Source organism: Pseudomonas mendocina, from assembly GCF_900636545.1.
In the GTDB taxonomy this organism is placed as follows: Bacteria; Pseudomonadota; Gammaproteobacteria; order Pseudomonadales; family Pseudomonadaceae; genus Aquipseudomonas; species Aquipseudomonas mendocina.
The window spans coordinates 2,992,007-3,004,918 of the sequence record NZ_LR134290.1; the positions used below are offsets into that span (position 1 = coordinate 2,992,007).

Genomic DNA, 12,912 nt, shown 5'->3' on the forward strand with positions numbered 1-12,912 from the left:
TTCATGCAAGGTTCCTGCTCAACACCAGCAAGGCGATATCATCCGGCATCTCGCCCAGATTGGCCAGACCGAGAACTTGACGCAAACCACTCAGCGTACCGCCAGCCTGGCTAACCAGTTGTGGCAACGCCAATTCCTTCTCTTTAAGCGTGTCCCCCGGCAGCAGATCGAGAATGCCGTCCGACAGCAGGGTCAGGCTGAACGACTCCGGTAGTTTCATTACCAGATCACCGTACTGCGCTTCTTCGAACAGGCCGACCGGCAGGCCACGGCCTTCCAGGTAACGCGCCTGGCCATTCTCGAACAGCACCGGAAGCGGTAGATGCCCGCCGATGCTGTAGGTGAGCATGCCGCTCTCCTCGTCGATCACTCCGCCAAGCATGGTTACGTGCTTGCCCAGCTTGCAGTTGATAAGGCCACGGTTGATGTGGCCAAGGACATCGGATGGCTTGAATTCGGGCAGCGTGCCGCCACGTCTCCACTCGTAGAGCAGGCGCGTGGTCATGAACTTGAGCAGTACGGTGACGAATGCCGAGGAAGCGCCATGGCCGGAAACATCGGCCAGATAGAAGGCGATGCGCCGCTCGTCGATACGGAAATAATCGACGAAGTCGCCGGACAGGTAGAGCGACGGGATGATCTGGTGTGCGAAGGTCAGGCCATCGGTCTGCCAGGGCGTTCCCGGCAGCATGTTCATCTGTACCTGGCGCCCAGCGTTCTGGTCTTCCTGCAGCAGGTGCAGGCTGGCCTGCAGCTCGCGGTTGGTCGCCTCCAGCTTCTCGCGGTAACGCTGGTTCTCGACACGCAGCCGTGAACGATCCAGCGCACGGCGCACCGAGTGCTCCAGCACGGCAAGGTCTTCGAGGGGCTTGATCAGGTAGTCGGCAGCGCCGAGACGCAGGGCTTCGACGGCATCGTTCATCACGCCAGCGCCGGAGACCACGATCACCGGGACTTCGACGCCGAGCGCATTGATACGTCGGATCAGTTCAAGACCGTCGACCTGCGGCATGCGCAGATCGCAGATCATCAGGTCGGGGCCTTCCTGCTGGAACACTTCCAGCCCCTGCAAACCATTGTTGGCCTGCAACACCTTGAAGCCGCTGTCCTCGAGGTAGGCCGCAAGGCTTGCACGCACGACATCGTCGTCGTCGATGATCAGCAGAGTGGCACTGGTTTTGTGCATGGGGTATCCAGGCAAACTGCGCCAGGGCAATTTTGGTCACTGCCCGTGGCGCGGCGCCGCGTCATTGGCGCCAGGGCGATTTCAAGGGGCAGACGGTACTCCCATCCGCCGGCCGATTCAAGCCGGGACCGGTCGTCGTTCGGCAGCTTTACAGGTCAAATCGACGAGGGTTATAAGAGCCGCGGAAGAGCTCATAAGAAGAGGACAGGGTCCATGAGTCAGAATGATCGAGCGTACAGCGAGAAACGCGACTATATCCGCATGCGACTGGAAGCAGCAGTCGTCCTCCATCACGCTGGCCGGGAAATCCCTGCAATGTGCCTGGATCTCTCCAGCACCGGCATGCAAATCGAGGCTGAAGTCGCCTTGAGCATGGGTGACAAGGTCAAGGTCCACATCCCCTCCGAGCACAGCGAGCTGGCCGGTCTCGATGCTCAGGCGGAAGTGGTTCGGGTAAGTGATCTGGGCGACGGCCGGCAGTCGTTGGGCCTGGCCATCATCTCCATGAGCTGAAATCTGCATTTACGAAAAAGGCGGCCCGAGGGCCGCCTTTTTCGTATCCACGGAGCGTTGCTTCCGCCCTCGTGAGCTCATCTGCACTTAGAAGTCGTCTTCGACCTGCCCATCCTTGATCTTGAACTCACGGCTCTGCAGATAGGCGTTACGGATGAAGATGTACTTGTCGCCGCTGATCAGGCGCTCGGCCTGCAGCAGGCTGGCCCGGGTGTCGACCACCTGGACGCCACGAGTGACGTTACGGGTCGGCACATGGTCGATGTACGGATAGGGGGTCAGGAAGCTATCCGGTACACGCCCGGCAGCGTCGCGCACGGTGCTTGGGCCGAGGAACGGGATGACCAGATACGGGCCGCTTTCCAAGCCCCAGACGCCCAGGGTCTGGCCGAAATCTTCGTTGCTCTTCTGCAGGCCCATGTGTTTCGCCACATCGAAGAAGCCCAGAACGCCAAAGGTGGTGTTGAAGATCAGACGACCGGTATCGACGCCAGCATCGTGCACCTTGCCCTGCAGCAGGTTGTTGGCCAGGTTGCCGACGTCGCCGATGTTGCCGAAGACGTTATGCACACCGTCCTCGAGAAACTGCGGCGTCACCGCACGGTAACCCTGTGCGATGGGCTTCAACGCATAGGTGTCGAGCGCGTCGTTGAAACGGAAGATCGGGCGGTTGAAACCTTCCCAAGGATCTTCTTCCGAAGCAGCCTGGCCCATGGCAGGCAACAAGCCCAGGCCAACAAGGGCCATCAGGCCACCCAGGCGCGCGATCCAGCGAGCACCGATCACATGCATTGAAATCTCTCCTTGAGGGAAATAAGGTGGCCAACGCCAGTGGCCTGAAGGCCGCGTAGTATAAAGCCTGAAGCCCGCATTGGGCAGCATAGCGAAGAAAAGCGATGACTGATAAACCCCTGCTGCACACCGCACACATCCCCGTTCGCTGGGGCGACATGGACAGCTATGGGCACGTCAACAACATCATCTACATGCAGTACCTGGAGGAAGCCCGTGTCGCCTGGTTCGAGCTGGCCGGCGTGGCGATGAGCAACGTGCCATTCGGCCCGGTAGTACTGCAGACCCAGCACACCTACCTTAAACCCGTGGTCCATCCCGCTACCGTGGTGGTGCAACTGAGGGCTGGTGCAGTAGGCCGTAGCAGCCTGGTTATCGAGCATAGTCTGAGCACTGTCGAGGATCCGCTGACGATCTACGGCGAGGGTTACTGCAAACTGGTATGGATCGACCACGACAGCGGCAAGTCGGTCGCCCTGCCCGAGCACGTTCGCGCCCTGTTCGCCGTCACCTGACGGTCACATGGCGGTCATCCGCTGCCGCTAGATTGGCTTGGGCCATTGCCGCGGATGATCCCATGCCCTCCTCCTGCACTGCCCTGATCTTTCAACTGTCCGGCTGCCTGGTCGACTTCGGCGCCCGTACGCTGCCTGTCGCCCTGCAGCGTTTGTATCCCGAGCTCACGACCAAGCCCACCATTGGCGCACCTCAGCAGGCGCTGGAGGTCCTGCTCGGCAAACCCGCCACGGCAGCGCAACTGCAGGCGCTGGAACAGATGCTCGGTGAAGTTGCAGGCGAACATGCCGAGCTGACCCCTGGCGCCGCACAGTTGCTGCAAACCCTGCATGACACAGGTACACCCTGCGCATGGCTGGACAACCTACCCGCCGAGGCCAGCCTGCGCCTGGCGCAGGCACTGCCGTCCCACATCGAGGAAGTGATACCTCACCAGGCCAGGCCCTGGCCGGCGCCAGACAACTGCTGGAAAGCGTTGAGCCACCTGAGCGTGGAGCGCCTGGATGGCTGTATTGTCGTCAGCGGCAATCCCCTGCTGCTGCAGGCTGGGCTCAATGCCGGCTGCTGGACCATCGGCCTGGCAACCTGTGGGCCTCTGTGCGGCCAGGCCCCAGCCGACTGGCAAGCGCTCGGTGCAAGCGAGCAGGAACGACTGCGGGCCGAGGCGACACTGCAGCTCTATCGCCTGGGCGTACATTCGGTAGTCGATCACTTGGGCGAGATCGCGGCCAGCCTCGAAGATATCGGTATGCGCCGCAGCAAGGGCGAAAAGCCCTGAGCGCTTGATCAGGATCAGGCAAAGCCGGCCTGCTTGGATTAACCTTCAGGTACGGGCTGAAAACTTCCGGCGACGCTGGGGGTCAATGCCTATGCCGATTCGAGAAGGAGAACTCTATGCCCGCAAGCGACCTGCAGCAGCAACTGGAAGCCCTCCAGCAGCACCTGGCCCAGGACACGCCGCTCAGTGAGGAAGAACGCGCATCGCTTTACCTGCTGACTCAGGAAATCGAAGTGCAACTGGCACGCGAAGCCGCAGCGGCGCCCGACGCCACGCTGGTCGATGGCGTCAATCTGGCGGTGGAACGTTTCGAGGCGAGCCATCCCACCCTCGCCGGCACCCTGCGCAATATCATGCAGACCCTGGCCAACATGGGCATCTGAACGCCCTACCGCAGATAGAGCCCGAGAACTCAAACAAAATGCCGCCCAATGGCGGCATTTTTCATGGATTACTGGCGCGCCAGGCGAGCATTGTCCGGGGTGATTGCCTCGGTGCTGCGGTACGGGTTGATATCCAGCCCACCGCGGCGCACATAGCGCGCATAGACGGTGAGCGACTGCGGCTGCAGCAGGCGCTGCAGATCGAGGAAGATACGTTCCACGCACTGCTCGTGAAAGTCGGCGTGCTGGCGGAATCTCACCAGATAAGCCAGCAGGCTGGCGTGATCCAGGGCCGCGCCCCGGTACTGCACGACAAGACTCCCCCAATCCGGCTGGCCGGTGACCGGACAGTTGGACTTGAGCAGATGGCTATGCAGGCTCTCCTCCACCACACGCCCGGCGTCGCAACGCAGCAACTGCGGCTGTGGCTGGTGGTACTGGCTGACGCTGATCTCCAGCTCGTCGATGCACTGGCCCGGCAGCGTCGCCATGCCCTCTGCCGACACCTCGCCCAGCGAGCGCAGGCGCACCGCCACCGGCTTGCCGGCCACCTTCGACAAATCGCGCGCCAGGGTTGCCTGCACCTCGTCCCAGCTGGCGAATACCGTCTGATTCAGCGAGTTGAGATAGAGCTTGAAGGACTTCGACTCGATGATGTTCGGCGAATCGGCAGGAATGGCGAATTCACCGATGGCCACCACCGGCTTGCCGGACGGTAGCAGCCAGGACAGCTCGTAGCAGTTCCAGTAGTCCACGCCCTGATACGGCAGGCTGGCACCATCCAGGCCTAGCTCCGCCCACTTGGTGCTGCGTGAAATGGGAAACAGCAACTCGGGGCTGTACTCTGCGATGTACTGGCTGGATTTGCCCAGCGGGGAATGTTCGGCGGGGTGCTGCATGGCGCGCAATCCAGGGTGGCGAAAAACCGCGCGAGTTTAACGGGTTGCGCGCCAGGCCGCACCCGCAGACAAACTGTGGGAGGGGCTTTCGGCTCCGGCATCCTGCTTCGCTCTACCCCTGCAGTCGTAGCCGCGACAGCGTCAAAAGCTCGCCGCTGAAGCGCCTCCTACAGGGTTCAGACCGCCACCGGTTCGTCCTCGATCTTGCGCAGCGGCGCCCAGCGGCGCAGCAGCAGATACAGGGTCGGAATCACGTAGAGCGTGAAGAAGGTGCCGACCAAAAGCCCACCGACGATCACCAGGCCGATCTGCTGGCGGCTTTCGGCCCCCGCCCCCGTGGCAATGGCCAAGGGCAGCGAACCCAGCACCATCGCGCCGGTGGTCATCAGGATCGGCCGCAGGCGCTGCACCGATGCCTCGATTACCGACTCGCGCAGTGCCTTGCCCTCACGCAGCAGGTGGTTGGCGAACTCGACGATAAGGATGCCGTGCTTGGTGATCAGGCCGATCAGGGTCACCAGACCGATCTGCGAATAGATGTTCCAGGTGCCGCCGAACAGCTTCAGCGCCAGCAAGGCGCCGGCCATCGACAGCGGTACGCTGAACAGGATGATCAGCGGATCGCTGAAGCTTTCGAACTGCGCCGCCAGCACCAGGAAGATGAAGGCCAGGGCCAGGGCGAAGATCAGCAGAATGCCCGAGCTGGATTCCTTGAAATCCCGCGAGGTGCCGGTGTAGTCGTACTGCGTCTCCGGCGGGAATACCTCGCGGGCGGCCGCCTCCAGATGATTGAGCGCCTCGCCCAAGGTGTAGCCCGCCCCGACGTTGGCACTGATGGTCACCGCGCGCAGCTGGTTGAAGTGGTTGAGTTCGCGCGGCGCCACCGTCTCGCGCACTTCGATCAGGTTGGACAGCTGCACCATGCCGCCTTCGCGATCGCGCACGTAGACGCGGTCCAGATCCTGCGGGTTGCTGCGGTCGATATCCTGCAACTGCACCAGCACGTCGTACTGCTCGCCGTTCTGCTTGAAGCGAGTCACCTGGCGGCTGCCGAACAGGCTCTCCAGGCTGCGCCCGATCACCGACACGTCGGTGCCCACGGCGGCGGCCTGCTCGCGATTGACGGTAATCTTGAGCTGCGGCGAGTTGAGTTTGAGATCGCTGTCCAAGCCCTCCAGGCCGGGATAATCACGCATGCGCTCCATCAGTTGGTCGACGTAGCCCTGCAGCTCGGCGTATTCCATGGACGAGCGGATGACGAAGTTGATCGGCTGGTTGCGCGCACTCTGCCCCAGGGGCGGGCGGTTGACCGGGGTGACACGCATGCCGGCGATGTCCTGCAACTTGGGCAGCAGCTCGTTACGGATCTCGAACTGGCTGCGCGCACGGTCGCCCCAGTCCTCCAGCTTCATGAAGGAAATGCCCTGGGCCACGGTCGGGAAGCCGGCCACCACCAGATAACGATTGGTCTCGGGAATGCTGGCGTAGGCCGCCTCCACCTCGCGGGCATAGCGCGCGGTGTAGTCGATGGTGGCACCATCCGGGCCATTGAACACGCCAACGATGGTTCCGGTGTCCTCGGTTGGCGCCAGCTCCGAACGCAGGCCGCTGAACAGCCAGGCGCACAGCACGAAGGCCCCCAGCAACACGCCAAGCACCAGCGGCCAGGCGCGCAGAGCGCGATCCAGGCTGTGCTTGTAGCTATAGGTCAGGCCATTGAGGAAACCTTCGATCAGGTTGTACACGCGACCGTGGCGCTGCTCGTGCTGGTGCGACCTGAGCAGCACCGCACACATCATCGGCGTCAGCGTCAGGGCGACGAAGCCCGACACCAATACCGAGCCGGCCAGCGTCCAGGCGAACTCGGTGAACAACTTGCCGGTGGTGCCCTGCATGAAACCGATGGGCGCGAATACTGCAGCTAGCGTCAGGGTCATGGCGATCACCGCGAAGGCGATCTCGCGGCTGCCCTTGAACGCTGCCTGCATGGGTTTCATGCCCGCCTCGATATGGCGGTGGATGTTCTCCAGCATGACGATGGCGTCATCCACCACCAAGCCGATGGCCAGCACCATGGCCAGTAGGGTCAGGGTGTTGATGGTGAACCCCATCAGCGACATCAGGGCGAAGGCGCCGATCAGTGATACCGGGATGGTCACCAGCGGGATCAGCGTGGCGCGTAGCGAACGCAGGAAGATGAAGATGATCAGGATGACCAGCGCTACGGCTTCCCAGATGGTGGTGAAGACGTTATCGATGGACTCGCGGATGAACTGCGAGTTGTCGTTGGCCACGGTCATCTTCATGCCGTCGGGCAACAACGTCTTGATCTCGGGCCAGGCCGCCTGGAGCCCATCGGAAATGTCCAGCGGGTTGGCCGTGGCCTGCTTGACCAGGCCCAGGGTCACCGCCGGCAGGCCGTTGAAGCGCACTACGCTACGCTCGTCACGCGGGCCAATCTCGGCGCGGCCGACATCGGACAGGCGCAGCAGATAGCCTTGCGAGTCATCTAGGATCAGTTCGTTGAACTGCTGTGGGGTACGCAGATCGGTTTCCGACAGCACGCTGAACTCACGCTCGCGCGACTCGATGCGGCCTGCTGGAATCTCCACGTTCTGCCGGCGCAGGGCGTCCTCCACGTCCTGCACGGTGAGGTTGTGCGCGGCGAGCTTCTCCGGGTCGAGCCAGATGCGCAGGGAAAAGGTACGCGCACCGCGCACCTGCACTTCGGAGACGCCAGGAATGGTCTGCAGACGATCCTTGATCACCCGCTCCAGCACGTCGGTGATCTCCATGGCGCTGTGCTGCTGGCTATGGAAGGCGATCCACACCACCGGCTGGGCGTCAGCCTCGACCTTCTGCACGATGGGCTCGTCGACCTCGTCCGGCAGCAGGCTGCGCACCCGCCCGAGACGGTCGCGCACATCGTTGGCCGCCTCGTCGGCGCTACGACCGAGGCGAAACTGCGCGGTGATCTGGGTGTTCTCCGCGCGGCTGATGGAGGTGACGAAATCCAGCCCCTCGATGCCGGAGAGCACGTCCTCCACCGGCTGCGCCACCTGCGACTCCATGATCTCCGGGCTGGCGCCGGGATAGGTGACCTGCACAGTGACGATGGGCACATCGATATTGGGGTATTCGCGCACGTTGAGGCGGTCATAGGCCATCAGCCCCAGCAGCACCACAATCAGCGACAGGACGGTGGCGAATACCGGCCGGCGAATGCAGACGTCGGAAAGTGTCACAGCTGGCGCTCCCCGCTCTTGCTGCGCACGGCCAAGCCTTCGCGCACCCGCTGCCAGCCGGCACTGATGATGGTCTCGTCACCCTGCAGGCCTTCGCGTACCTCGACCAGGCCATCGAAGCGCTTGCCCAGCTTCACATCGCGGCGCTCGACCTTGTCATCGACCAGCAGATTGACCAGCAGCTTGTCGCCCTGCGGCATCACCGCTTCTTCAGGGATCACCAGCGCGTCGGGCCGCACGTCGAGAATCACCGAAACGCGGACGAACTGGCCCGGGCGCAGGCGGCGGTCATCGTTAGCGATATGTGCGCGGATCGCCTGGCTGCGGCCGGCTTCGTCCAGGCGCGGGTTGATGGCGTAGATCTCGCCGCGAAAGCGCTCGCCAGGGTAGGTATCGAGGGTGATTTCCACAGTCTGGCCCAGGCGCACCTGGGCCACGGCCTTCTGCGGAATGCGGAAGTCGACCTTGAGCGGGTCGAGCACTTCCAGGTTGACGATGTTCTGCCCGGCGCTGAGGTAGTCGCCGACGCTGGCCTGGCGCAGGCCGAGCGTGCCGTCGTAGGGCGCCTTGATCTGGGTCTTGTCGAGCCGTGCCTGGGCCAACGCCTGCGCGGCTCGAGCGGCCTGCAACTGGCTTTGCGCTTCGTCCAGCGCCTGGGCGTTACTGGCGCCGCGCTGGAAGAGCATCTGCGCCCGTTGGTGGTTTTTCTCGGCCAGATCGAGGTTGGCGCGGGCCTGAGCGAATTCGGCGCGGGCAATGGCGTCGTCGAGACTGACCAGCAGATCCCCCGCAGTTACCGCCTGGCCTTCACGAAAATGCAGGGTGGCCAGACGCCCTTCGATTTCCGGGCGGATCATCACCGACTCGTCGGAACGCAGCGAGCCGAAGGTGATCAGCTCGTCGCGCACCTCCATCTGGCGCACCGGCACCACCTCGACCATCGGCCCTTCGGCAGCCACTGCAGGCAACGCACAAAAGCCCAGCAACAGCCACGGAAGCGCACGTAACAGCCCGGTCATGATCAGCCCCTTCTTATTGGTAGAGGCGGAGTCTAACCGGCTCCTGCGTTACTGACAGGTGCGCAAGTTATTTCGCTATATTTTTTCGGTCGCCAGCACGTCCAGCAGGAGCGGCTTCAGCCGCGAGCATTCAACGGCAGCCCGGATGAACCCTCGGGAACACAGCAGCCATACCCCGGATTTCATCCGGGCTACCGGCGCGGCCTGCGCCGCGAAAATCGCGGATGAATCCGCTCCCACAAAACCGTCACTGGCGCATGCCACGGCCGCTGATCAGCAGGCGGATGCACAAGGTATAGAGCGCAGCGGTGGCCAGCAGCATGAAACCGATGGCTACGCCGATACGGATGTCGGACACCCCGAGAATGCCGTAACGGAAGGCGTTAACCATATGCAGGATGGGGTTGCCCATCGACACGGTCTGCCAGAACGGCGGCAGCAGGGTAATGGAGTAGAACACTCCGCCCAGGTAGGTCAGCGGCGTCAGCACGAAGGTAGGGACGATCGAAATGTCGTCGAAGTTGCGCGCATAGACCGCGTTGACGAAGCCGCCGAGGGAGAAGATCGTCGCCGTCAGCAACACCACCAGCACGGTCACGCCCAAGTGGTGCACCTGTAGATGGGTGAAGAACAGCGACAGGATGGTGACGATCACCCCCACCGCCAGCCCGCGCAGCACACCGCCGACGACAAAGCCGATGAGGATGGTGTGCGGCGACACCGGCGAGACCAGCAGCTCCTCGACGTTGCGCTGGAACTTGCTGCCGAAGAAGCTCGACACCACGTTGCCGTAGCTGTTGGTGATCACCGACATCATGATCAGCCCCGGCACGATGTACTCCATGTAGGTGAAGCCGCCCATGTCGCCAATCTGCCGGCCGATCAGGCTACCGAAGATGACGAAGTACAGGACCATGGTGATCGCGGGCGGCAGCAGGGTCTGCGGCCAGATGCGCACGAAGCGGCGTACTTCGCGATGGACGATGGTACGCAGGGCGATCAGGTTGGCAGCGAACTCGCTATTGAGGTACTGGGTATTCATTGCGCCACCTTCGCCAGGTTCTTTTCCACCAGGGAGACGAACAGCTCCTCCAGGCGATTGGTCTTGTTGCGCAGGCTCAGCACCTGCACCTGCTGCTGCGCCAGTTGCTGGAACAGCGCGTTGAGGCCCTGGCTCTTCTCCACCTGCACCTCCAGGGTGTGGTGGTCGAGCAGACGTGCCGGATAACCGCTCAGGTTCGGCGCCTCGCTGTAGGAGTCCTTCAGGTCGAGCAGGAACGTCTCGACGTGCAGCTTCTTCAGCAGATCCTTCATGCTGCTCAGTTCGACAATACGGCCATGGTCGATGATGCCGATGTTGCGGCAGAGCTGCTCGGCCTCCTCCAGATAGTGGGTGGTGAGGATGATGGTGATGCCCTGCTTGTTCAGGTCGGTGAGGAAACTCCACATCGAACGGCGCAGCTCGATATCCACCCCTGCGGTCGGCTCATCGAGGATCAGCAGGCGCGGCTGATGCACCAGGGCGCGGGCGATCATCAGGCGGCGCTTCATGCCGCCGGACAGCTCACGCGAAGCGACGTCGCGCTTTTCCCACAGGCCGAGCTGAGTCAGATACTGCTCGGCGCGCTCCTTGGCGATCGAACGCGGAATGCCGTAGTAGCCCGCCTGGGTGACGACGATGTCGAACACCTTCTCGAACTGGTTGAAATTGAATTCCTGCGGCACCACGCCCAGGCAGCGCTTGAGAGCATAAGGCTCACGGTCGAGATCATGGCCGAACACACTGACCGTACCGCCGCTCTTGTTCACCAGCGTGGAGAGAATACCGATTGTGGTGGATTTGCCGGCACCATTGGGGCCGAGCAAGGCGAAGAAATCACCTTCGGCGACATCCAGATCGATGCCGTGCAGGGCCTGGAAGCCGTTGCCGTAGGTCTTGGTCAACTGCCGAATGGACAAAGCAGATGTCATGACATGCCTTTGCGAAATGAATGGAAGTTGGTCCTGATGGCTATGAACACAAACAGGACGCTAGATGGGTTGAGCCTATCATCAGGTCAGCGCGGTCATCACCGCCTTGCAGTAGGCCGGGCGCTCCTTCAACCGTCCGTACCAGGCCTCCAGGGCCGGCAGTTCGGGACGCTGGATCGGCATCTCGAACCAGGCATAGATGAAACTGCCCAACGGGATGTCACCCATGGCGAAGCGTTCGCCGGAAAGAAATGGCTGCTCGGCCAGGGCGCGCTCTGGCATGGCCAGCAGCTCGCCGCAACGGGCCAGAGCAGCGGCCATGCGTGCCGGGTCGCGCTCTGCCGGTGGGGTACGCAGTGTGCCCCAGAACAGATCGCGAAAGACCGGGGCAAAGGCCGAAGTGGTCCAGTCCATCCACTTGTCGCCACGGGCACGCAGTGCCGGGTCCTCGGGATAGAGATCGCCCGCGGCGTACCGCGCGGCTAGGTAGCGGACGATGGCGTTGGACTCCCAGAGCACCAGCTCACCATCCTCTACCAGCGGCACCAGGCCGTTGGGGTTCTTCGCCCGGTATTCGGGATCGTTGACCAGCCCGAAGGCGCCCCCGGCATCGATCGCCTCGTAAGCGACACCGGCTTCCTCGGCGGCCCATAGCGCCTTTCTCACGTTGGACGAATTCTTGCGGCCCCAGATTTTCAGCATCTGTGATTGTCCTGTCGTTTCACGAGGCGTCGATTCTAGAGGCAATCCCCCCCTGCTTGGCCAAGGATTTGCGTTGATAACGCATATCGACCCGAGCGGGGTGGCGGATGGACGAATGCATGCTTGGGATGAACGCAGGTTGGGCTAGGGCAAGAAGCCCGACACAGGACAGCCTCGTTACTCCGTTCTAACGGTGGCAGCCTCGGCATGAAGATCGCCGCTGATCGAGGCCGCGTCCGCTTCGAACAGATGCGGATAGCAATCGCGCAAGTGCGCGAAGAACAGCTGCTCCGGCAGGTCCTCGAACTGGCCGTGGTCCTGCAGATACTCCATATAGCGTTCGCCCCGCTCGTTGTAGGGATGAAAGACGCTGTCATGCACACCATCGAATTCCAGCGGCGCGACCTTGAATACGCGGCACAGCGCCTCGTTGAACGCTGGCGTGGCCTTGACCCAGCGCCCGTCCAGGTAAAGCTCGGTGTAGCCGTGCATGGCGAACACCTCACTGCGCAGCAACTCCAGCAGGCGCGGCGTCGACAGGTGATTGCGCACATCGGCCAGACCGATACGCGCGGGAATGCCACAATGCCTTGCACACGCGGCGAGCAGATTGGCCTTGGGCACGCAGTAGGACTCCCCGACCGTCAGCGCGTGGCTGGCCTTCAACGTCTGCGCCTCGAGGCTGAAGGCATAGGGGTTGTAGCGAATCTCATCGCGCACTGCCGAATACAGAGCCGCGGCCTGACTGATCGGTTCTCGTGAGGCACCACGCCAACGTTCGGCGAACTCGACTACCAATGGATGGTCACTGTCAATGAAGCGGCCGGGGCGTAGATAGGTCTGCATGATGGGGGCTCCTGAAGTTCGCTTCAGTCTAATCCGCCAATTGCGCGACGCTCAGGACGATC

13 protein-coding genes are annotated in these 12,912 nt (G+C 62.5%); 4 read left to right on the forward strand and 9 right to left on the reverse strand.

Translation table 11 applies throughout. The features are described 5' to 3' along the window. Position 1 precedes the first annotated feature (1 nt). Entirely contained in the window at positions 2 to 1,186 is a 1,185-nt protein-coding gene (gene rssB, locus EL191_RS13820) for a two-component system response regulator RssB (RefSeq protein WP_041980990.1), read from the reverse strand. A gap of 213 nt (positions 1,187 to 1,399) precedes the next feature. Between rssB and EL191_RS13825 the strand changes: the two genes are divergently transcribed. Next, positions 1,400 to 1,699: a PilZ domain-containing protein gene (locus EL191_RS13825; RefSeq protein WP_041980989.1), complete on the forward strand. Its 300-nt coding sequence runs from the start codon at positions 1,400 to 1,402 to the stop codon at positions 1,697 to 1,699. 87 nt (positions 1,700 to 1,786) lie between these two features. Here the strand turns inward: EL191_RS13825 and EL191_RS13830 are convergent, their stop codons facing one another. Further along, a complete protein-coding gene (locus EL191_RS13830) occupies positions 1,787 to 2,491 on the reverse strand; it encodes an MlaA family lipoprotein (RefSeq protein ID WP_041980988.1) in 705 nt (234 codons plus the stop codon). A 104-nt stretch (positions 2,492 to 2,595) separates the two neighbouring features. On the opposite strand from EL191_RS13830, the gene EL191_RS13835 reads away from it, so the two are divergent. The 3 genes from EL191_RS13835 to EL191_RS13845 all read left to right on the forward strand — a co-directional run bounded on the left by EL191_RS13835 (position 2,596) and on the right by EL191_RS13845 (position 4,168). After that, on the forward strand, positions 2,596 to 3,006 hold the full coding sequence (locus EL191_RS13835; RefSeq protein WP_017363238.1) for an acyl-CoA thioesterase: 411 nt from the start codon (positions 2,596 to 2,598) through the stop codon (positions 3,004 to 3,006). Positions 3,007 to 3,068: 62 nt separating this feature from the next. Further along, positions 3,069 to 3,785: a phosphatase gene (locus EL191_RS13840; protein ID WP_041980987.1), complete on the forward strand. Its 717-nt coding sequence runs from the start codon at positions 3,069 to 3,071 to the stop codon at positions 3,783 to 3,785. Positions 3,786 to 3,901: 116 nt separating this feature from the next. Beyond that, a complete protein-coding gene (locus EL191_RS13845) occupies positions 3,902 to 4,168 on the forward strand; it encodes a DUF4404 family protein (RefSeq protein ID WP_013716073.1) in 267 nt (88 codons plus the stop codon). Positions 4,169 to 4,236: 68 nt separating this feature from the next. On the opposite strand, the gene queF is transcribed toward EL191_RS13845, so the two are convergent. The 7 genes from queF to EL191_RS13880 form a co-directional block, all read right to left on the reverse strand. Further along, a complete protein-coding gene (gene queF, locus EL191_RS13850) occupies positions 4,237 to 5,067 on the reverse strand; it encodes an NADPH-dependent 7-cyano-7-deazaguanine reductase QueF (protein ID WP_041980986.1) in 831 nt (276 codons plus the stop codon). 176 nt (positions 5,068 to 5,243) lie between these two features. Then, positions 5,244 to 8,312 carry an efflux RND transporter permease subunit gene (locus tag EL191_RS13855; RefSeq protein ID WP_041980985.1) on the reverse strand — a complete coding sequence of 1,023 codons (3,069 nt, stop codon included), beginning with the start codon at positions 8,310 to 8,312 and terminating at the stop codon, positions 5,244 to 5,246. Next, positions 8,309 to 9,331: an efflux RND transporter periplasmic adaptor subunit gene (locus tag EL191_RS13860; protein WP_041980984.1), complete on the reverse strand. Its 1,023-nt coding sequence runs from the start codon at positions 9,329 to 9,331 to the stop codon at positions 8,309 to 8,311. The genes EL191_RS13855 and EL191_RS13860 overlap by 4 nt, the downstream gene beginning before the upstream one ends. Positions 9,332 to 9,578: 247 nt before the next feature. Continuing rightward, positions 9,579 to 10,373: an ABC transporter permease gene (locus tag EL191_RS13865; protein ID WP_041980983.1), complete on the reverse strand. Its 795-nt coding sequence runs from the start codon at positions 10,371 to 10,373 to the stop codon at positions 9,579 to 9,581. Further along, on the reverse strand, positions 10,370 to 11,302 hold the full coding sequence (locus EL191_RS13870; RefSeq protein ID WP_041980982.1) for an ABC transporter ATP-binding protein: 933 nt from the start codon (positions 11,300 to 11,302) through the stop codon (positions 10,370 to 10,372). Before EL191_RS13870 ends, EL191_RS13865 begins: the two co-directional genes overlap by 4 nt. A gap of 81 nt (positions 11,303 to 11,383) precedes the next feature. Beyond that, positions 11,384 to 12,004, reverse strand: a complete 621-nt coding sequence (locus tag EL191_RS13875; RefSeq protein WP_041980981.1) for a glutathione S-transferase family protein — start codon at positions 12,002 to 12,004, stop codon at positions 11,384 to 11,386. A 177-nt stretch (positions 12,005 to 12,181) separates the two neighbouring features. Continuing rightward, positions 12,182 to 12,850: a transglutaminase-like domain-containing protein gene (locus EL191_RS13880; RefSeq protein WP_041980980.1), complete on the reverse strand. Its 669-nt coding sequence runs from the start codon at positions 12,848 to 12,850 to the stop codon at positions 12,182 to 12,184. Positions 12,851 to 12,912: the final 62 nt, after the last annotated feature.

What these genes read in the sequence shown, in the direction of transcription:
- rssB (WP_041980990.1), bottom strand. Translation starts at nt 1,186, where the DNA reads ATGCACAAAACCAGTGCCACTCTGCTGATCATCGACGACGACGATGTC.
- EL191_RS13825 (WP_041980989.1), top strand. Translation starts at nt 1,400, where the DNA reads ATGAGTCAGAATGATCGAGCGTACAGCGAGAAACGCGACTATATCCGC.
- EL191_RS13830 (WP_041980988.1), bottom strand. Translation starts at nt 2,491, where the DNA reads ATGCATGTGATCGGTGCTCGCTGGATCGCGCGCCTGGGTGGCCTGATG.
- EL191_RS13835 (WP_017363238.1), top strand. Translation starts at nt 2,596, where the DNA reads ATGACTGATAAACCCCTGCTGCACACCGCACACATCCCCGTTCGCTGG.
- EL191_RS13840 (WP_041980987.1), top strand. Translation starts at nt 3,069, where the DNA reads ATGCCCTCCTCCTGCACTGCCCTGATCTTTCAACTGTCCGGCTGCCTG.
- EL191_RS13845 (WP_013716073.1), top strand. Translation starts at nt 3,902, where the DNA reads ATGCCCGCAAGCGACCTGCAGCAGCAACTGGAAGCCCTCCAGCAGCAC.
- queF (WP_041980986.1), bottom strand. Translation starts at nt 5,067, where the DNA reads ATGCAGCACCCCGCCGAACATTCCCCGCTGGGCAAATCCAGCCAGTAC.
- EL191_RS13860 (WP_041980984.1), bottom strand. Translation starts at nt 9,331, where the DNA reads ATGACCGGGCTGTTACGTGCGCTTCCGTGGCTGTTGCTGGGCTTTTGT.
- EL191_RS13865 (WP_041980983.1), bottom strand. Translation starts at nt 10,373, where the DNA reads ATGAATACCCAGTACCTCAATAGCGAGTTCGCTGCCAACCTGATCGCC.
- EL191_RS13870 (WP_041980982.1), bottom strand. Translation starts at nt 11,302, where the DNA reads ATGACATCTGCTTTGTCCATTCGGCAGTTGACCAAGACCTACGGCAAC.
- EL191_RS13875 (WP_041980981.1), bottom strand. Translation starts at nt 12,004, where the DNA reads ATGCTGAAAATCTGGGGCCGCAAGAATTCGTCCAACGTGAGAAAGGCG.
- EL191_RS13880 (WP_041980980.1), bottom strand. Translation starts at nt 12,850, where the DNA reads ATGCAGACCTATCTACGCCCCGGCCGCTTCATTGACAGTGACCATCCA.